The following is a 16610-nucleotide window of genomic DNA, read 5'->3' as shown; positions in this document are numbered from 1 at the left end:
GTCAGGGTACGACGCCTGTCCACTCGGCGCGGGAGAACTTTTCGTCCGCCTGCGCCTGGGCGCGCGCCAGCGTTTCGCTGCCTACGCTGCCCGGGGTCAGACGATGCAGGCCGGCAAAAGTTTCCACCATGCGATCGATGATGACCTCGCGCGCCAGCCCGGTCTGCGTGCGCAGGGGGTCAACGCGCTTCTTGGCGCTGGTGGTGCCCTTGTCGGAAAGCTTCTCGCGGCCGATGCGCAGGACTTCGACCATCTTGTCGGCGTCGATGTCGTAGGACATGGTGACGTGATGCAGCACGGCGCCCGCACGGCGGGCCTGCGCCGCGCCGCCGATCTTGCCGATGTCGGAGGCGATGTCGTTCAGCGGCTGATACCAGGCCTTGATCCCCAGGCCTTGCAGCGCGGTCAGCACCCAGGCGTCCAGGAAGGCGTACGACTCCTGGAAGCTCATGCCGTGGACCAGCGCCTGCGGAGCGCTCAGCGAATAGGTAATGGAGTTGCCCGGCTCGATGAACATCGCGCCGCCGCCGCTCACGCGGCGCACCACCTCGATGCCGTGGCGCGCAGCGCCGTCCGGATCGACTTCGTTCTTCAGCGATTGAAAGCGGCCGATCACGACGGCCGGCGCCGACCATTCCCAGATGCGCAGCGTGGGCGGCCGCTGGCCGGCGCCCACTTCGTCGGTGATGACTGCGTCCAGCGCCATGTGCAGCGCGGGCGGCTGCGGGCCTTCGTGGATCAGTTGCCAGTCGTAGTCGTTCCAGTCGGTACGGCTCATGCCAGCGCCCTCCGCAGCACCACGGCGATGGCTTCGGCCGAGAAGCCGAACATCTCGGCGTCGGCCGGCAGGGCCGATTGCACGGCCACCGCGAGTTCCAGTTCGCCGGCGTCGGCGGGCATGCCGTTCAGGCCGCGGTTGATGGCTTCAAGCGCTTCGGGCGGCTCAAGAAAAAAGTCGCCGCTGATCCGCACGTCGGCCAGGCGGCCATCGCGCACTTCCAGATCCGCGACCACCAGTTTGCCGCCGGGGACTTTGTATTCGCCATGCAAGGGCATTGGGCGCTCCTTTCGAAAATCAGAATCAGACGTTACAGGCTAAGCTTCATGCCATCGTGGCTGGCCTTGAAACCCAGGCTTTCGTAGAACCGGCGCGCATCGGGGCGCGCACGGTCCGTGGTGAGCTGGACCAGCCCGCAGCCCTGGCTGCGGCACTGTTCGATGGCCCATTCGAACATGGCGCGGCCCAGGCCCGCGCCGCGGAACGCCGACGCGATGCGCACGCTTTCGATCTGGCCCCGCCACAGGCCCAGCCGCGACAGGCCGGGTATGAACGATAACTGCAAACAGCCCACCAGTTGTGAATCCTGCTCAACCACAGCCAGGAATTGGTTGGAATCCTGCTCAATTGCCTTGAAGGCGGCAACATAGCGCGGGTTCAGCGGGACGGAGGCGTCCTCGCGACCGGCGCCCAGGTCGTCATCGGCCAGCATGGCCACGATGGCAGGCAGATCGGCCGCGCGCGCGCGGCGAAAGACGCGTTGCGGTGCGTTCATGGCACGCTCCTTGGGCGTTAGCGGACGTGTTGGGCGGTCTGGCCGAACAGGATGCGGCGCGCTTCGTCGTCGCTGAGCGGGGGCGTGGTGTTGACCGTGTCGGCCAGTGCGTACGCGCGTTGCGTCGCGGGGCGCGCGCGGATCGTGTCGAACCAGCGCTTGAGGTGCGGAAAGTCGTTCAGGTCCTGGCCCTGCTTGGCGTGCGGCACGATCCAAGGGTAGGCCGCCATGTCGGCGATGGAATAGTCGCCGGCGACGAATTCGCGGTCGGCCAACCGTTTGTTCAGCACGCCGTACAGGCGATTGGTTTCGTTGACGTAGCGATCGATGGCGTAGGCGATGCGTTCCTGCGCATAGCCCGAGAAGTGGTGGTTCTGGCCGGCCATGGGACCCAGGCCGCCCATCTGCCAGAAGAGCCATTGCGACACTTCGGCGCGGCCGCGCACGTCGGCGGGCAGGAACTTGCCGGTCTTTTCGGCCAGGTACTGCAGGATGGCGCCTGATTCGAACAACGGAATCGGCGCGCCGCCATCGGCAGGGGCCTGGTCGACGATGGCGGGGATGCGGTTGTTGGGCGCGATGGCCAGGAATTCGGGTTTGAACTGGTCGCCGCGGCCGATGTTGACCGGGTGGATCTTGTACGGCAGTCCGGTCTCTTCAAGGAACATCGTGATCTTGTGACCGTTGGGGGTAGTCCAGTAATAGAGATCGATCATGGGAGTGTCCTGTTCATCATGGCGCCGCGGGCAGCCGCCCGCGGATGGGAAGGGCCATGATAGCGGCGCGAACCGGACGCACGCCTGAATAACCGGGGACCGGATGCGGGTTTGCCCGCAGGCTGCCTCGACAGTTCCTGCGGGCAAGACCCCGGTCATGCCGCCTGTTCAGACTGCACCGGCCCGCGGGCTGCGCGGCAGGCGCCAGTTCCAGTTCAGGCTGACGGCGGCGGCAGCCAGGAAGATCAGCGCCACGCCCGCCACCTGCGTCGCATCCATGCGATGGCCGTAGACCACGAAGTCCAGCAGGATGGCAACCGCGGGATAGATGAAGCTGAGCGCGGCGGTGGAGGTGGTGGGCAGCTTCTGGATGGCCGAGTACATCAGGATGTACATCAGGCAGGTATGGATGAAGCCCAGCGCCACCAGATAGCCCCATTGCACGGGCTGCGCGGGCAAGGCGTTGAAGTCCGCCATGGGCAGCAGCATGACCGCGCCCAGCGTCACCTGCACCAGCGCCAGGACTTGCGGCGGGATGCCCTTCAGGCGCTTCACGATGATGGCCGTGATGCCATAGAGCGCGGCCGCACCCAGTCCCAGCATCAGCCCCGAGAGATACGCGCCGCCGCCCGCGGCGCCGGTGTCGCCCAGACGCAGCACCAGCAGCAGGCCCGCAAAGGCCACGAGCGACCAGGCGACCTTGCCGCGCGAAGGACGTTCGCCGAGGAACAGCACGCCCAGACCGATCAGGAAAAACGGCTGCACGTTATAGACGGCGGTGGCCAGCGAAATGGACGCCAGGCGGTAGGCCGAGAACAGCAGCACCCAGTTCAGCACCAGCGCCGCGCCGGCGATCAGCGCCAGGGCCAAAGTTTTCGCGGTGAACAGACCGGGCTTGAGCAGACCGCGCGCCCAGCAATACAGAAAGAGCGACAGCGCCCCGAACACACAGCGAAAGAAGACGACGTTCCAGGCGCTTTGCCCGGACTCCAGTACGAAAACGCCCAGGGTGCCCGACAGGGTCATGGCGGCTGCCATCTGCAGGAGGCCGGTGCGTTCGGTTGAGGGGATCATGATGGTTCTCCAAGGGCCGTCTGGTCAGGAATTTGATGGAGAAATTATCCCAGGCGGTTCAATCCGCTTATATGATCTTGCCGTGGCACTTTCGCGATTCAACCTTGCTTTGGGTGGAATTTATGCAGAACGACCTAAAAAATGAAAGTCCGGTGCTGGATGGAATCGACCGCCGTCTGGTGGAGATGCTGTCGGCCAATGCGCGCACCACCACGGCCGATCTGGCGCGGCAGGTCGGCATGTCCGCGCCTAGCGTCGCGGACCGCATGCGGCGGCTTGAAGAGTCGGGGGTGATTCGCGCGTACACGCTGGATGTGGATCCGGTGGCGCTGGGTTACACGCTGGAGGCCATTGTGCGCATCCGGCCGCTGCCCGGGCAGTTGCGTCACGTGGAAGGCCTGATCCAGCAGATTCCGGAATTCGTGGAGTGCGACAAGGTGACGGGCGATGACTGCTTCATCGCCCGCATGGTGCTCAGGTCGATCACGCATCTGGACGGCATATTGGAGCGCGTGACCGAATTTGCCGAGACCAACACCGCCATCGTCAAGGCGCACACGGTGCGCAGGCGGCTGCCGCCGCTGCGTTAGACGGGGGCGGACAGGGCCTTCTCGATGTCCTCGCGCAGGCTGGCCGGCGTGTCGGTGGGCGCATACCGCTTGATGACGCGGCCGTCGCGCCCGACCAGGAACTTGGTGAAGTTCCACTTGATGCCTTCAGTGCCGAAGACGCCGGGCTTCTCGCCCTTGAGCCACTGATACAGCGGGTGGGCGTTTGCGCCGTTGACGTCAATCTTGGCGAACAGCGGGAAAGTGATGTCGTACTGGGTGCTGCAGAAATTCTGGATTTCGGCCTCGTCGCCGGGCTCTTGGTGGCCGAACTGGTCGCATGGAAAACCCAGCACGGTCAGTCCGTCGTCGTGGAACGACCGGTAAAGATCCTCGAGGCCCGCATATTGCGGTGTGAATCCGCATTTGGACGCGACGTTCACCACCAGCAGCACGCGGCCGCGGTACGTTTCTAGAGACTGTTCCGTGCCGTCGATGGCGCGGGCGGAGAAATCATGGATCGTGCTCATGCGGGCTCCTGAAATCGGGCGTCCGTGCGCGGCGGCGCGGGCGCGGGGCAGACCTGCGAGTGTAGCGCCGGACAGGGGCGTGGGGGCTTTGGCGCCGCGAGGCCATGCCGGTTCTATGATGCGGTGTTGCTGAAGATCAGAGATGAGAGGAGCCCCGCATGGAAGGAATGATCGAGCGGCTTGAGGCGATGCTGGCCAAGGGCACGGACAACCTGCTGCTGCGGTTTTCGCTGGGCAAGGCTTATGCGGAGCAGGAAAGCTATGCCGAAGCCGCCACGCATCTGCGCGCGGCGCTGGCGTTTGATCCCACGTATTCCGTCGCCTGGAAATGGCTAGGCAAGGCCTGCCTTGGGCTGGGCGACAAGTCCGGCGCGCGTGCCGCCTGGGAGTCCGGATTGCAAGCGGCTCAGGCGCGTGGCGACCAGCAGGTCGTCAAGGAGTTGCAGGTGTTCATCAAGCGCCTGGATAAGGAAGCGGCCGCTAGCGCCTGAACGCGCCGGTGGCGGACACGCGGAACACTTCGATGGCGTCACGCAACCGGGCGCCATCGGTGCGCAGATTTTCCACGACCTGTGAAACCAGCTCGACACGCGCGGCGTTGTCCTGCGCGGGGCTTTCGGTTTCGGTAATAGTGCGGCTTACGGCGTCGATGCCGGCGTGCACGTCGCGGGTGATGCTGATGAGGCTCTTGCGCATGACTTCCAGGGAGAACTTCAGCTCGCCGATCTCGTCCCGGGGCAGAGCGCCGGGAAGCGGCGTGCTCAGGTTGCCCGCCGCGATCTGGCGCGTGAAGTCGGTTGCCGACCCCAGCAGTCCGGCGATAGACCGGGCAAAGCCCCAGCCCGCCGCAAAGATCAGGGCGACCCCGCCCGCGGTCAACACCGCGGCAACGGCCAATGCCTCGGGGGTCAGGCGCGTGTGCAGACCGTAGATCGCCGCGCCGGCCGCGGCCAGGAAAAGCGATGACGACAGCACCGCCCATGCCAGCATGCGGGCGCGCACGCCGGTCAGCCGCCCGCGCGTCAGCCGTGCCAGGACGCCGCGCAGCCCGGTGGGCTGGACCTGGCCGCCGTGCAGGCGGATGCCTGGCGCGGTGGCGGTCTGCAGCCTGTCGTAGGCGGCTTGCGCGGCCTCGATCTGCGCGCGTGTCGGTTTGACGCGCACCGACGCGTAGCAGACCGTCACGCCGCGCTCGATGATGGGCGTGACATTGGCAAGCACCCAATAAAAGCCGCCGTCCTTGCGGCGATTCTTGACCATGCCCGTCCACGGTTCGCCGCGCTGAATGGTGCGCCACAGGTCGTCGAAGGCGGCGGGCGGCATGTCCGGGTGGCGGACGATGTTGTGGGGCGCGCCGACCAGTTCCTCGCGCGGGAAGCCGCTGACCTCGACAAAGGCCGGATTCGCATAGATGATCCGGCCGCGGGAATCGGTGCGGGAGATCAGGTATTGCTCGTCGCGTAGTACATATTCCCGGTCATTGACCGGCTGATTGCTGCGCATGCGTTGCTCGTCCTGTGATGGGCGAGGGCATCATCGGGGGCGGCCGCGGCGGCGGCAATGACGTACGTCAACGCCGCTTAGGGTTCAGCGCTCTTCATAGTTAAATGCCCCTCAAGCGGCCGGCAGGTTTCCGAAGGCTTCCAGCGCGCGCAACCGGCTTTGCGCCAGGTCGACGATCGGCTCGGGATAGCCTGCGGCGGCGCGCTCCATCGGGTTGGGATCGTGGATCGCCTTGTCGTCCAGGTGCGCCAGCTCGGGCAGCCATTCGCGCAGGAACACGCCGCGCGGATCGAACCTGCGCGATTGCGACAACGGATTGAAGACGCGGAAATAGGGCACGGCGTCGGCGCCCGTCGAGGCGCTCCATTGCCAGCCGCCGTTGTTGGCGGCCAGGTCGCCGTCCACGAGCTGGCTCATGAACCACGCTTCGCCCAGACGCCAGTCGATCAGCAGATTTTTGGACAGGAACATGGCCGTCACCATGCGCAGCCGGTTGTGCATCCAGCCCAGCGCCAGCATCTGGCGCATGGCGGCATCCACGATCGGGATGCCGGTCTTGCCCTGCTGCCAGGCCGCCAGGTCGTCGGGCGCGTCGCGCCACGGCACGGCGGAGGTTTCCGGCTTCATGGGCCGGTGCATGGACAGGGCGGGAAAGGCGGCCAGCAGGTGCTGGTAGAACTCGCGCCATAGCAGTTCGTTGATCCAGGTGGCGGCGCCGGCCTTGCCGCTGTCGATCTCACCCTGGTTGGCCGCCAGCGCGGCGCGTAGCGCCTGCCCCGGGGACAGGACGCCCGCGGCCAGGTAGGGCGACAGGCAACTGGTTGCGGGCAGCGACGGAAAGTCGCGCTCGTCCTTGTACGCAAAGATGGCGTCGTCGGCAAAGGCGGCCAGACGGTCGCTGGCCGCGGTTTCCCCCGCCGGCCACAGCGCCCGCACGGCGTCATTGGGCGCGTCGAACCCCTTGAACGATTCCGGCAGCGGATCGGCCTGCCAGCGCGGCGGCGTCTGAGCGCGCGGCGCGGGGATGGGACGCAGCGGCGCGCTGCGCAGGCGCTCGCGGCAGGTGCGGGCGTAGGGCGTGTAGACGCGGTAGCACTCGCCCTTGCCGTTGAGCACGGTGCCGGGACGCAGCAGCGTTGCGCCATGGTGCAGGGTCCAGTCGACGCCGATGTCCGCCAGGGCGCTTGCGACCGCGTCGTCGCGGCGCCGCTCGTTGATGCCCCATTCGGCGTTGGCATGGACCTGTTCGATCGCGTGCTCCTGGCAGAACCCGGCCAAGGCGCGCGGCGCGTGGCGCCAGTCGTCCACGGTCACCAGCTTCAGGGGAATGCCGGCTTGCGCCAGGTCCCGGGACAGCTCACGCAGGTTGCGCAGCCAGAAATCCACCTTGGCTGGGGAATCGCCATGCTGGCGCCATTGACCCGGGGCGGCCAGGAATAAGGCGGTGACCGTGCCGGCCTCGGCCGCCGCGGCGAGCGCGGCGTTGTCGTGCATGCGCAGGTCGGTGCGCAGCCAGAGCAGCGTATTCATCGGAAGGGCTCCAGGAGACGGGCCGGGCGGGCGGGCCGGCGAGGCTGCGATTCTATCCTGTGCCTGCCCCTGCTCCCGGTGGGCGGCGCTTGGAAGCCGATGTAAAAACTACGAGGAGATGTGACGGGTGTTGCGGTGCAACCCGCTGCGCCGGGCCCGCGCGAGGGGCAGCGGCGGGCAGGCCTGCGGGAGGCCGGCGGGCCGGATATTGCCGTCAAACCCCGAAACACGCTGGCGCGCGGGGCGTATTGACGCAGGGTGGGGCGCGCCATGTAATGCAAATAAACGACTAAAGCAGGCAAACGCTATGGGAAATCTGATGGACTTTCGCCCGTCCTTTCTGAAGGGACGCACACCCGCCGGCAAGACGACCCGGGATGTCTTGCAGAAGCTCTGGCAATCGGTCGATTTGCCGGGCGAGTCGCTGGAGCACGTGGTGCTGACGGGCGCCGACCCTGTCGTCCCCTCCTCGTTCGCCGTGGGTACCGCCGCGCAGGCCAGCATGGCGGCCGCGGCGCTGGCCGCTGCAGAGGTCTGGCATTTGCGCGGCGGCGCGCGGCAGCAGGTCAGCGTCGACATGCTGCATGCGGCGCAAGAGTGCCGCAGCCACTTCACGATCAACGGGGTCACGCCCAACATCTGGGATCCCATTACGGGTGTCTATCGCTGCGGCGATGGCGGCTGGGTGCGCATTCACGCCAATTTCGCGCATCACCGCGACGGGGCGCTGGCGTTGCTGGGCTGCCCGACCGGCGACGGCGCGACTCGCGAGGCCGTGGAGCGCGCGCTGAGCCGCTGGAAGGCGCTGGATTTTGAACAGGTTGCTGCCGATGCCGGCATGGTCGTGTCAGCCATGCGCTCTTTCGAGGAATGGGACTGCCACCCGCAAGGGCAGGCCGTTGCGGCGCAGCCGCTGCTGACCATCGAACGCATCGGCGAGGCCGACCCGCGCCCGCTGCCCAAGTACGCACAGAACGCGCGTCCGTTGCAGGACATCCGTGTGCTGGACCTGACGCGCATCATCGCCGGTCCGGTTTGCGGCCGGGCGCTGGCGGCCTATGGCGCGGACGTCATGCTGGTAAACAGTCCGCAACTGCCCAACATCGACAACATCATTGACACCAGCCGCGGCAAGCTGTCTGTGCTGGCGGACCTGGACACGGCCGATGGGCGCATCGCGCTGGGCAACCTGCTGCGCAGCGCGCACATCTTTGTGCAGGGATACCGGCCGGGTGGGATGTCCGCGCTGGGCTTCGGTCCGCAGGATGCGGCGCGCATCCGGCCCGGCATTGTCTACGTGTCGCTTAGTGCGTATGGCACGACGGGCCCGTGGGCGAACCGCCGCGGCTTCGATTCCCTGGTGCAGACGGCCACGGGCTTCAACCACGCGGAAGCGCTGGCGGCCGGCCAAGCCGCGCCTAAAGCGCTGCCCATGCAGATCCTGGACCATGCGTCCGGTTATTTGATGGCGTTCGGCGCGCAGGTGGCGCTGGCGCGTCAGGCGACCGAAGGCGGCAGCTGGCACGTGCGCGTGTCGCTTGCTCAAACGGCGCACTGGCTGCGCGGCCTGGGCCGGGTGGACGGCGGGTTGGACTGTGCGATGCCTGGATTTGACGGCCTGATGGAGACGTCGCCGTCAGGCTTTGGTGAACTGGTCGCCGTGCGCCATGCGGCGCGCTTCTCGGAGACGCCGGCGCGATGGATCCGGCCGTCCAGCCCCCCGGGCACGCACCCGACGGTCTGGCCGTTCAATTAAAGCGGACAGGCGGCGCGCATCTTGTTTGCGCGCTGCCGTCCTACTGCTTTGCCTTCCAGTCCCGCAGCGCCCGCATCGTGTTCGCCACGTGCGATTCGGGACTCATGTCCGTGAATTCATACAGGATCTTGCCTTCGGGCGAGATCACGTACGACACGCGCTGCGCATACTCGGGCCGCCTGTCGTGCACAGCGTCATACGCCTTCATCACTTTGCCGTCGCTGTCTGCCGCAACGGCAAATTTGTTGCGGCATTCGCTGACGGAAAACTTCTTGAGCGTGTCGATGTTGTCGGTGGAGACGCCGACGACGGTGGCGCCCAGCGCCTTGTATTCGTCGGTGGCTTCGGCAAAGTTGTGGGCTTCGATAGTGCAGCCCTGCGTGAATGCTGCTGGGAAGAAATACAGCACCACAGGGCCTTGCTTGAGCGCTTCGTTCAGCTTGAACGTGTATTCGTTGCCGCCCAGCGAGGCGGGCACGCTGAAGTCCGGCGCGGGTGCGCCCACGGGAAGTGCCGCGTGCGCCGACGTCCCGGCCATCAGGCCGCAGACCAGGATCCAGGGGGCAATGCGCTTCATGGGTGTCTCCTAACGGGACCGCGGAAATGCCGCGGCAAGCTGCCTACTGTAGCGGCGAGGCGAACGAGGGTCCAGTTCAGCCGCCATCAGGCCCGCGCCCGTTGCCCTTGAGCTGGTCGCGCACGGAGGGCGGGCGGGATTGCTGGGCATCCCGCTGCTGCTGCTGTTGCCGAGCCTGCTGGGCCTGTTGATCCCGCTGTTGTTGCTGTCGGGTCTGAATCAGCTGTTGCTGCTGCTGTTGGCGGGCTTGCTGAGACTGCTGATCGCGTTGCTGTTGCTGTCTGGATTGCTGGAGCAACTGCTGCTGGTCACGTTGCCGCTCCTGCCGCTCCTGCCGCGCCTGTTGCTCGTGCTCCTGCCGGTCGCGCGCCATCTGTCTTGCCCGCTCATCGCGATCACGCTGCTGGCGCGCCTGTTGTTCCTGTTGCCGCCGATCGCGCAGATCCTGCTGGTTCTGTTGGTCACGCTGCAGTTGCTGGCGCGCCTGCTGGTCCCGCATCTGCTGCTGCCTGAGCTGCTGTTGGGCCTGGGCGTCGTTCTGCAGGCGGTTGCGGTTGTCCTGCTCACGGACCTGTTGCTGCCGCCGCTGGTCGTTCTTGAGTTGATCGCGGACGAGCTGGTCACGGGCCTGCTGGTCACGCGCTTGCTGCTGGCGGTCCTGCGGCAGGCGGTCCTGCGGCGACGGCCCTTGCGGCCGACCGTCGCGGCCGCGATCATCCGTCAGCCCCAAGCTCCGCTGGACGGCGGTGGGGCCGCTGTCGGGACGGCCTTGCGCATTCCTGCCATCCCGACCTGGTCTGCCGTTGTCAGCATGATCCAGGTACGCCTGAGGCGGCCGTCCTCTGTTGTGTTCATAGAACTGCGCACGATTGCCGCCCGCATCGCGGATGTAGCCGCGTTGCACGTCCGTGGGGCCGGAATGGCGGTCGCGGCGCGCGGCCAGTTCACGCGGGTCGGCGTTGCGACGCACACCTTGAGGTCCGCCGTGATAGCTGACACGGCGGTTGTCCACATTGTTGACGATGATGTCGCGGTGGTAGACGTTGGTCACGCGCGTAACGTTCACGTTCGTCACGGACCGGTTGTAGTAGAAGCGGTCGCGCTTCCAGTAGCCGCCGACATACCCCAGGCCGGTATAGCCGAAGCCATAGTTGATGCCGCCATAAAAGCCCACATGCGGCCCCCAGTAGCCCGGATTCCAGAGGTACACGCCGTTGGAAAAGCCCCAGTATCCGGGCGTCCAGAGCGCACCCTGATACGGCGCCAGCACCCACGCGCCCGGGACCCAGAAAAAGCCGTAGCGGTTGCGGCTCCAGTAGCCGGGTACCCACATATAACCATCGGCCGGGGCGGGCGGCTGCACATAGACGGGCAGGGGCGGGGGCGGTTCAGGACTGCGGTCGACCAATGCGAGGTTTGCGTTGGCGGGGTCGCCGTCGTCGTAGCCGGGCTGATAGGCGGATGGTGCCGGCGCCTGCTGCGTGGAATAGACGTTCGCGCCGGATGGAGCCGGCACCTGCTGCGTGGAATAGACGTTCTGCGCAGCAGCGGCCGCGCTGGCCGCCAGGAGCGCAGCAGTGGCCAGGGGGCGCAAGCGGGCGATCTGGAAGGATGGGTTCATGAGAATGTCCTTTGCGCAGCAGGTCCGCGGGTCAATAGCCGCGATAGTAATAATGCGGGGCGGGATACGCCGGGTAGTAGTAATAATGCGGCGTGTAATAGACCGGCGCGGGCCGGTAGTAGGCCGGCCGGGCCGGCACAACCACGCAGCCGCTCAGGGCACTGGCCATCGCTATCAACAACAACACAAGCTTCTTCATATTTCGGCTCCCGCCGGGCGCAAGGCGCGAGATACGCCTTTCCTGCGCTCATAGGGATTAGGCCACGGCCGCGAGGTCGAGTTCGGGACTGTAATCGTTCCGAAACAGCTTTCGCGTGACCAGTGATTGCGCCTGCGTGACGGTCGATGTCGTTCGTATCAATGTCTGCGGACACGCGTGATTTGCGTCGCAAAAAGAAAGGGACCGCATGATGCGGTCCCCTTGTTGCCTTGATCGCCCGCGGCAATGCGCAGCGGGCGCGACGTAAGGTCAGTTCCAGCGTCCGCCGTTGCCGGCCAGGCTGAAACGGCCGGCGCCCATGAAGGCGATGGCCAGTCCGGTGAAGAGGAACATGCCCTGCAGTTCAAGCGCCCAGCCGCCGTTGTTGGTCATGCTGGCAATGCTGCCGCTGTGCGCCAGCAGGATGGCGACAACCATGTTGATGGCGATGATCAGACCGCCCAGACGCGTGTAGACGCCGATGATCAGCAGGACAGGGGCAATGATTTCGCCCACGTAGACGCCGTAGGCCAGGAACCCGGGCAAGCCGTGGGAGGACAGCATGCCGCTGATGCCGCCGACGCCGCCGCCGGTCAGTTTGGCCAGGCCATGGAGCAGAATCAGAATACCGAGGGTCAGGCGCAGGATCAGCTTGCCGGTGTCATCGGACTTGATCATGGTGAGTTTCTCTTTTGATGGTTAAGGGGGACAGTGCGCCGAGTTGGAACGCACCGCTTGCCTTTGGTTCCGTGCCCGCCGCACATTCGAAAAATCCAGCATACGGGCGTACAGGCGGCGCCATTATGGCAAAGCCGGTGTCAAACCCACAAGCTTTGCGCGCAGTCGGTGGCCGGGCGCCTGCCCAGGCCAGTTAAGATGTGTCCCCAATGAACAAGCAGCTGAAAGTCTCATTGGCGCTGACCCCCTGCGGCAGGCGTGCGCCCCAGCCAGATCTCCCGTATTCGTCCCTGCCTTTGACAGCAAAGGATCCGTGCCGCATCCCGCCGCAGTCCAGGAGCCACGAAGCATGACGGAGCTTGCCTACGCCTATCTTGCCCCCTCCGACATCGCCCAGCGGCAGGGCCAGGCCGACCTGAACCTGGCCACCAGCGGCGGTCTTGCGCCGTCCGGCGCGGTGGCGCATCCCTTCTTCTTTTCCGGATTTGTCGCGCAGCCCGCCGTGGTGGCGCAAGCGCTGCTGATGCTGGCGCGGGTGGCGCGCACGCGCTTCTACGTGCCGCCAAACACGCTGGCGGCGGTGCTGCGGGCGGCGGATCCGGTCGTGACGTCCACGCCCGAGGGCCTGCGGTTCGAGTCCTTCAGCGTGTGCTGCGGCGTGTATGCGCGCCTGGACGTGGACGCGGCGGCGCTGGACGCCACGCACCTGGCGGCAGGCGTCACCAACGTGGACGTGAATCCGCCGTTGCGCCAGGCGCTGGCGGGGCTGCGCCCGTCGGAGGCTCTGCACCTGAACGTGGGTAGCGATGCGTTGCGGGTGACGACGCAGGCGGGTGAGGTCGTGGAAGAGAAAGTGCCGCTGCCCGCGCGCTGGCTCAAAGGCTTTGCCGAGACGCAGATGCTGTCGGCGGACATGGCGTGCCGCCACGCGCTGACGGGGCCGGCCTTGCGTCAGTTCGTGCAGGCCTTGCCGCGGTCGTCGGCGACCAAGACCGTGATGTGGGCGACGCAGGCTGCCCGCTCGCTACGGCTGGCCACGCAGGCCACGGCCGGCGCGGTCTGCGTGGCGGGACCGGAACGGCTGCGCGTCCTGGAACCCTTGCTGCGACATGCCACGGCGTTGCGCGCCTACGGCGCCGATGTGGCGGCAGGCGCGTTGCCGCAAGCCAGCGCCTGGGTGCTGGAGCTGCCGGGCGCAAGGGTCACGCTGGGCCTTAGCCCGGAGAAATCGCGCGGATTCTCGGGCGAGGGGGCGGTGCTGCATCGGGTCGCGGGCGCAGATGCGAATGAGGATGCGGCGTTCGTATCGACGCTGCTGGCTTTCGAGCCGCGCATCGACATCGTGCGGCTGGCCGAGCGGGCTCTGCTGCCGGAATCGCAGATCCTGTCCGCGCTGAGCGTGCTGGCGTCTTCCGGCCAGGTGGGCTTCGATCTGACGGCCGGCGCGTATTTCCATCGGCCGCTGCCGGTGCAGGCGGGGCTGCTCGATACGCCGCATCCGCGGCTTGCCGAGGCACGCAAGCTGGTGGCCGGCGGTGGCGTCCAGCGGGAAGGCGAGGGGCAGTACTCCGTGCAGTCGGCGCAGCAGCGCTACCGGGTTGCGCTGGGCGCCGAGCCCGTCCTGGACCGATGCACCTGCCCTTGGCACGCCAAATATCAAGGCACGCGCGGGCCCTGCAAGCACACGCTGGCGGTACGCATGTTTCTTGACCCGCTTAATGCATCTGGAGCCGACGCATGACCCTGAGCCTGACCGAACGCCGTGCGGTGCTGCGCGAGGCCGCCGCCGGCGGCGACGCGGCGGATATTGCGCCTTTTGCGCGCGCACTGGATGGCGCGAACGAAGAGGATCGCGCCGCGCTGGCCAAGACCTTGCCGCCGTCCCGCCTGTTCAGCGCGGAAGGTCCCACGCCCCGGGCGTGCTTTGTGTTGGCGGCGTTGGGCAAGCCCAAGCTCGTGGCGGACACGCTGGCCCCCGCGGACATGGTGCGCAAGCGCGAATATGCCGGGCGACACGCCGAGATGGCGCCAGCTGTCACCGACGCCGCGGGCGGACGGGACGCGCCGTGGCGCGCCGCGTTCGTCCAGCTGCTGGCGGAGCAGCGTTGGTGGGCCGAGGATCTGGCCTGGCCGGTATGCCACGCGCTGGTCCGGGTGGACGGCGATGCGCCGTTATCCATGCCTTATCTGCGCTGTTTCGTGCATCAGGTCAGCGCCATCGCCGGGGACGGACAGCTGGACGTGGATCATGGCAAGTGCATGGCCGCCTATCTGCAGGCCAACCCCGATCAGATCGAGCGCGAGTTCTGGGCCCTGTTCCGGGTTGAGGGCATGGGCGCCGATTACCTGCTCATGGAGCGCACCGGTCCCGCCTGGGACGCCGCCGTCCTCACGCTTTGCCAGGACAACCCCGCGTTCCGCGACCGCCTGCTCGCCGAATCGTTGGAAGCGCTGCTGCGCGATTTTCCAGCGAAGACCATTGCGTGGTATTTGCGCATGCATCGCTTGGCCGATCCGGCCGCGCACGAGATCGCGGCCCGCCAGCACACGTACTTTGCCGTGCTGGGCACAGCGCCCAGCACGGCGGTCGGACTGGCGCTGGACATGCTCAAGCGCGCCACCGGACAGATGGATGTGGACGCGATGATCGAGGCCGGGTCCGCCGTTTTGACCCGTTCGGAAAAGAAGCTCGTCAAGGCCCAGCTCGGGCTGTTTGCGGCGCTAAAGACAGATGCCGGCCAACAGGATCGCGTCTCGCGGATCGTGGGCGACGCGCTGGACGGCATGCCGTTGGACCTGGCGTCGCTGGCGCGCAAGCTGGTGACGCCATTCCCCGAAACGCAACCGGCCGAGGCCAGCGGTCAGGCGCATGGTCAAGCGCGCGCCAAGGTTGGCGGCGACTGTGCATCGCAGGCGATCACGATGCCGGCGCCGCGCCGCAAGCCGCTGCCGGAACTCCCCGAGCAAGCGCCCGGCATCTGCGGCGACGAAGAATTGCACGCGCTGATCGCGGCGCAGTTCGAGGGCACCGGGCACGGCGCCGACTTGCCGCGCCTCTTCGATTACCTGGCCGTCCGTCCGCACCAACCGCTGCCTGAGGCGTTGCAACACCGCGCCGCCGAGATCATCGAGTCGGTGTGGGAGGAACGCGACGCGTCGCCGCGACGCCTGCTGGCCGCCGCGCTGCTGGGCCGGGAAGACGTCAGTTTTCGAGGCTATGCCCGGTACGTCGTGGCCATCGCGGGTAAGCCGGATCCCGTCGGCGTGGCATTGCAGGAGCAAACGGTCTCCAGCAGCCGCTACGACGCAGAGACTGGCGACTGGAAGGCCGATCAAACCTGGACTTCCCGCTGGGGCTACCAATATCTGCCGACGCATTCGCCGCTGGCCTTGCTGGCCGGCGTCTTTCACGACCTGCGGTCGAGCCGGGCGCAGGGCACGCCGTTCCGCCCGCCGGTGGTCGTCCCCGCGCAGCGCGTCGGGTGGGAGCGCGTGCTTGCCGAGCCGGGTGATGGCACGTTTTCGCGAGACCTGGCCGTGCTGGGTGATGGCGCCAAGCCGTTCTGGATGGCGACGGACGCCGCGGCCTCCGCGTCGCCGGCCCTCGATGTCGCGGACGTGCCCGCTGAATTCACTTTCCGCGCCCAGGAGGCGCGCGAGCAGGATGGCTACGACCAGATCGTGCAATGGGCGGCCTGGCTGCTGCAATCCAACCCCGACACGCTGGCCGCGCACTTCCATCCAATGTTGTGCGCGGCGGTGCAGGTCATCAACGTGCGCGGCCTGGGGCCACTGCTGACGGCGCTGGGCGCGTCCCGGTTGCCGCCCGGCGAGCCCGTGTACTCGGCCTTGGCGCTGGCCGCATCGGCGAAGATGACCGAACAGCGCGCGCAGGCGGCTGAGGCAATCGCGCGGCTGGCCGACGCCGGTTTACTGGACCCCGAGCCGTTCGCCGCGCAGATCGCGGCGCATCTGGTGCAGGGCTTCGCCCTGGCCGGACGGCTCGCGCAGACGTTGGCCGACGCCGCATCCATCAGCGCGATCACCGGCTGCCGCGCGCTCCAGACGCTGGAGGCGCTGCTGCCGCAATTGCTCGATGCCGAAGGCAAGCCGCTGGCCCAGGCCGGCAAGCTCATCGAACTGGCTGCGCGCCTGTCCGACGACTACGGTATGCCGATCGTCTTGCCCGCCACGCTGGCGGCGCGGCGCAAGGGCGCGTCCGTGCTGGCGGTAACCCTGCGCAGTCTGGAAGCTGTCGCGCCGCGCGTGACGCCGTTGGCCACAACCGCCGCTGCCGCCGCGCAGCGATCTCTCGAAGGATAGCC

Annotated in this window: 18 protein-coding genes; 6 read left to right on the top strand and 12 right to left on the bottom strand. The window is 67.0% G+C overall.

The genetic code is table 11. The features are described from left to right. Nucleotide 1: 1 nt before the first annotated feature. The 5 genes from B2W22_RS26835 to B2W22_RS26815 form a co-directional block, all read right to left on the bottom strand. Nucleotides 2–778 (bottom strand): lipoate--protein ligase family protein, encoded by a 777-nt coding sequence (locus B2W22_RS26835; RefSeq protein ID WP_105238573.1) that lies wholly within the window; start codon nucleotides 776–778, stop codon nucleotides 2–4. Continuing rightward, a complete protein-coding gene (locus B2W22_RS26830) occupies nucleotides 775–1050 on the bottom strand; it encodes a lipoate protein ligase C-terminal domain-containing protein (protein ID WP_056318682.1) in 276 nt (91 codons plus the stop codon). Before B2W22_RS26830 ends, B2W22_RS26835 begins: the two co-directional genes overlap by 4 nt. Nucleotides 1051–1088: 38 nt before the next feature. After that, entirely contained in the window at nucleotides 1089–1553 is a 465-nt protein-coding gene (locus B2W22_RS26825; protein WP_175186127.1) for a GNAT family N-acetyltransferase, read from the bottom strand. A 17-nt stretch (nucleotides 1554–1570) separates the two neighbouring features. After that, a complete protein-coding gene (locus tag B2W22_RS26820; protein ID WP_175186128.1) occupies nucleotides 1571–2269 on the bottom strand; it encodes a glutathione S-transferase N-terminal domain-containing protein in 699 nt (232 codons plus the stop codon). Nucleotides 2270–2437: 168 nt separating this feature from the next. Then, entirely contained in the window at nucleotides 2438–3343 is a 906-nt protein-coding gene (locus tag B2W22_RS26815) for a DMT family transporter (RefSeq protein WP_286940244.1), read from the bottom strand. Here B2W22_RS26815 and B2W22_RS26810 point away from each other — a divergent pair. Together B2W22_RS26810 and B2W22_RS26805 are read left to right on the top strand one after the other, a co-directional pair. After that, entirely contained in the window at nucleotides 3342–3488 is a 147-nt protein-coding gene (locus tag B2W22_RS26810) for a hypothetical protein (protein WP_175186130.1), read from the top strand. The two genes, B2W22_RS26815 and B2W22_RS26810, sit on opposite strands and share 2 nt — an antisense overlap. Beyond that, nucleotides 3466–3933, top strand: coding sequence for an Lrp/AsnC family transcriptional regulator (locus tag B2W22_RS26805; RefSeq protein WP_105238577.1), 468 nt, complete (start codon nucleotides 3466–3468; stop codon nucleotides 3931–3933). The genes B2W22_RS26810 and B2W22_RS26805 overlap by 23 nt, the downstream gene beginning before the upstream one ends. Here B2W22_RS26805 and B2W22_RS26800 read toward each other — a convergent pair. Continuing rightward, entirely contained in the window at nucleotides 3930–4421 is a 492-nt protein-coding gene (locus B2W22_RS26800; protein ID WP_175139191.1) for a glutathione peroxidase, read from the bottom strand. The genes B2W22_RS26805 and B2W22_RS26800 overlap by 4 nt on opposite strands. Before the next feature lie 158 nt (nucleotides 4422–4579). On the opposite strand from B2W22_RS26800, the gene B2W22_RS26795 reads away from it, so the two are divergent. Continuing rightward, a complete protein-coding gene (locus B2W22_RS26795; RefSeq protein WP_286940243.1) occupies nucleotides 4580–4912 on the top strand; it encodes a tetratricopeptide repeat protein in 333 nt (110 codons plus the stop codon). Here B2W22_RS26795 and B2W22_RS26790 read toward each other — a convergent pair. Then, nucleotides 4902–5924, bottom strand: coding sequence for a methyl-accepting chemotaxis protein (locus B2W22_RS26790; protein ID WP_286940242.1), 1023 nt, complete (start codon nucleotides 5922–5924; stop codon nucleotides 4902–4904). The two genes, B2W22_RS26795 and B2W22_RS26790, sit on opposite strands and share 11 nt — an antisense overlap. A 111-nt stretch (nucleotides 5925–6035) precedes the next feature. Next, the gene (gene phrB / locus B2W22_RS26785) at nucleotides 6036–7454 is read right to left on the bottom strand and encodes a deoxyribodipyrimidine photo-lyase (protein ID WP_286940240.1); all 1419 of its coding nucleotides are present in this window, start codon (nucleotides 7452–7454) and stop codon (nucleotides 6036–6038) included. A gap of 307 nt (nucleotides 7455–7761) precedes the next feature. Between phrB and B2W22_RS26780 the strand changes: the two genes are divergently transcribed. Next, the gene (locus tag B2W22_RS26780; RefSeq protein ID WP_286940239.1) at nucleotides 7762–9210 is read left to right on the top strand and encodes a CoA transferase; all 1449 of its coding nucleotides are present in this window, start codon (nucleotides 7762–7764) and stop codon (nucleotides 9208–9210) included. A gap of 40 nt (nucleotides 9211–9250) precedes the next feature. On the opposite strand, the gene B2W22_RS26775 is transcribed toward B2W22_RS26780, so the two are convergent. From B2W22_RS26775 to B2W22_RS26760, 4 genes are all read right to left on the bottom strand, one after another. Beyond that, complete coding sequence (locus B2W22_RS26775) at nucleotides 9251–9787, bottom strand: peroxiredoxin (protein ID WP_286940238.1); 537 nt, start codon at nucleotides 9785–9787, stop codon at nucleotides 9251–9253. A gap of 76 nt (nucleotides 9788–9863) precedes the next feature. Further along, nucleotides 9864–11381, bottom strand: a complete 1518-nt coding sequence (locus tag B2W22_RS26770) for an adenylate cyclase (protein WP_286940237.1) — start codon at nucleotides 11379–11381, stop codon at nucleotides 9864–9866. A 58-nt stretch (nucleotides 11382–11439) separates the two neighbouring features. Further along, entirely contained in the window at nucleotides 11440–11607 is a 168-nt protein-coding gene (locus tag B2W22_RS26765) for a hypothetical protein (RefSeq protein WP_175139197.1), read from the bottom strand. Nucleotides 11608–11877: 270 nt separating this feature from the next. Next, nucleotides 11878–12285: a DoxX family protein gene (locus B2W22_RS26760; protein WP_175121881.1), complete on the bottom strand. Its 408-nt coding sequence runs from the start codon at nucleotides 12283–12285 to the stop codon at nucleotides 11878–11880. Nucleotides 12286–12634: 349 nt separating this feature from the next. On the opposite strand from B2W22_RS26760, the gene B2W22_RS26755 reads away from it, so the two are divergent. Beyond that, complete coding sequence (locus B2W22_RS26755; protein WP_286940235.1) at nucleotides 12635–14026, top strand: SWIM zinc finger family protein; 1392 nt, start codon at nucleotides 12635–12637, stop codon at nucleotides 14024–14026. Continuing rightward, on the top strand, nucleotides 14023–16608 hold the full coding sequence (locus tag B2W22_RS26750) for a DUF6493 family protein (RefSeq protein WP_286940233.1): 2586 nt from the start codon (nucleotides 14023–14025) through the stop codon (nucleotides 16606–16608). The genes B2W22_RS26755 and B2W22_RS26750 overlap by 4 nt, the downstream gene beginning before the upstream one ends. Nucleotides 16609–16610: the final 2 nt, after the last annotated feature.

It is taken from the genome of Achromobacter sp. UBA4530 (genome assembly GCF_002388205.1).
Lineage (GTDB): Bacteria > Pseudomonadota > Gammaproteobacteria > Burkholderiales > Burkholderiaceae_B > Achromobacter > Achromobacter animicus.
This window is presented reverse-complemented; position numbering and strand designations above follow the sequence as displayed.

Excerpts from the sequence above, each read along its gene's own strand:
- B2W22_RS26835 (WP_105238573.1), bottom strand. The coding sequence starts at position 778 with ATGAGCCGTACCGACTGGAACGACTACGACTGGCAACTGATCCACGAA.
- B2W22_RS26825 (WP_175186127.1), bottom strand. The coding sequence starts at position 1,553 with ATGAACGCACCGCAACGCGTCTTTCGCCGCGCGCGCGCGGCCGATCTG.
- B2W22_RS26820 (WP_175186128.1), bottom strand. The coding sequence starts at position 2,269 with ATGATCGATCTCTATTACTGGACTACCCCCAACGGTCACAAGATCACG.
- B2W22_RS26810 (WP_175186130.1), top strand. The coding sequence starts at position 3,342 with ATGATGGTTCTCCAAGGGCCGTCTGGTCAGGAATTTGATGGAGAAATT.
- B2W22_RS26815 (WP_286940244.1), bottom strand. The coding sequence starts at position 3,343 with ATGATCCCCTCAACCGAACGCACCGGCCTCCTGCAGATGGCAGCCGCC.
- B2W22_RS26805 (WP_105238577.1), top strand. The coding sequence starts at position 3,466 with ATGCAGAACGACCTAAAAAATGAAAGTCCGGTGCTGGATGGAATCGAC.
- B2W22_RS26800 (WP_175139191.1), bottom strand. The coding sequence starts at position 4,421 with ATGAGCACGATCCATGATTTCTCCGCCCGCGCCATCGACGGCACGGAA.
- B2W22_RS26795 (WP_286940243.1), top strand. The coding sequence starts at position 4,580 with ATGGAAGGAATGATCGAGCGGCTTGAGGCGATGCTGGCCAAGGGCACG.
- B2W22_RS26790 (WP_286940242.1), bottom strand. The coding sequence starts at position 5,924 with ATGCGCAGCAATCAGCCGGTCAATGACCGGGAATATGTACTACGCGAC.
- phrB (WP_286940240.1), bottom strand. The coding sequence starts at position 7,454 with ATGAATACGCTGCTCTGGCTGCGCACCGACCTGCGCATGCACGACAAC.
- B2W22_RS26780 (WP_286940239.1), top strand. The coding sequence starts at position 7,762 with ATGGGAAATCTGATGGACTTTCGCCCGTCCTTTCTGAAGGGACGCACA.
- B2W22_RS26775 (WP_286940238.1), bottom strand. The coding sequence starts at position 9,787 with ATGAAGCGCATTGCCCCCTGGATCCTGGTCTGCGGCCTGATGGCCGGG.
- B2W22_RS26765 (WP_175139197.1), bottom strand. The coding sequence starts at position 11,607 with ATGAAGAAGCTTGTGTTGTTGTTGATAGCGATGGCCAGTGCCCTGAGC.
- B2W22_RS26760 (WP_175121881.1), bottom strand. The coding sequence starts at position 12,285 with ATGATCAAGTCCGATGACACCGGCAAGCTGATCCTGCGCCTGACCCTC.
- B2W22_RS26755 (WP_286940235.1), top strand. The coding sequence starts at position 12,635 with ATGACGGAGCTTGCCTACGCCTATCTTGCCCCCTCCGACATCGCCCAG.
- B2W22_RS26750 (WP_286940233.1), top strand. The coding sequence starts at position 14,023 with ATGACCCTGAGCCTGACCGAACGCCGTGCGGTGCTGCGCGAGGCCGCC.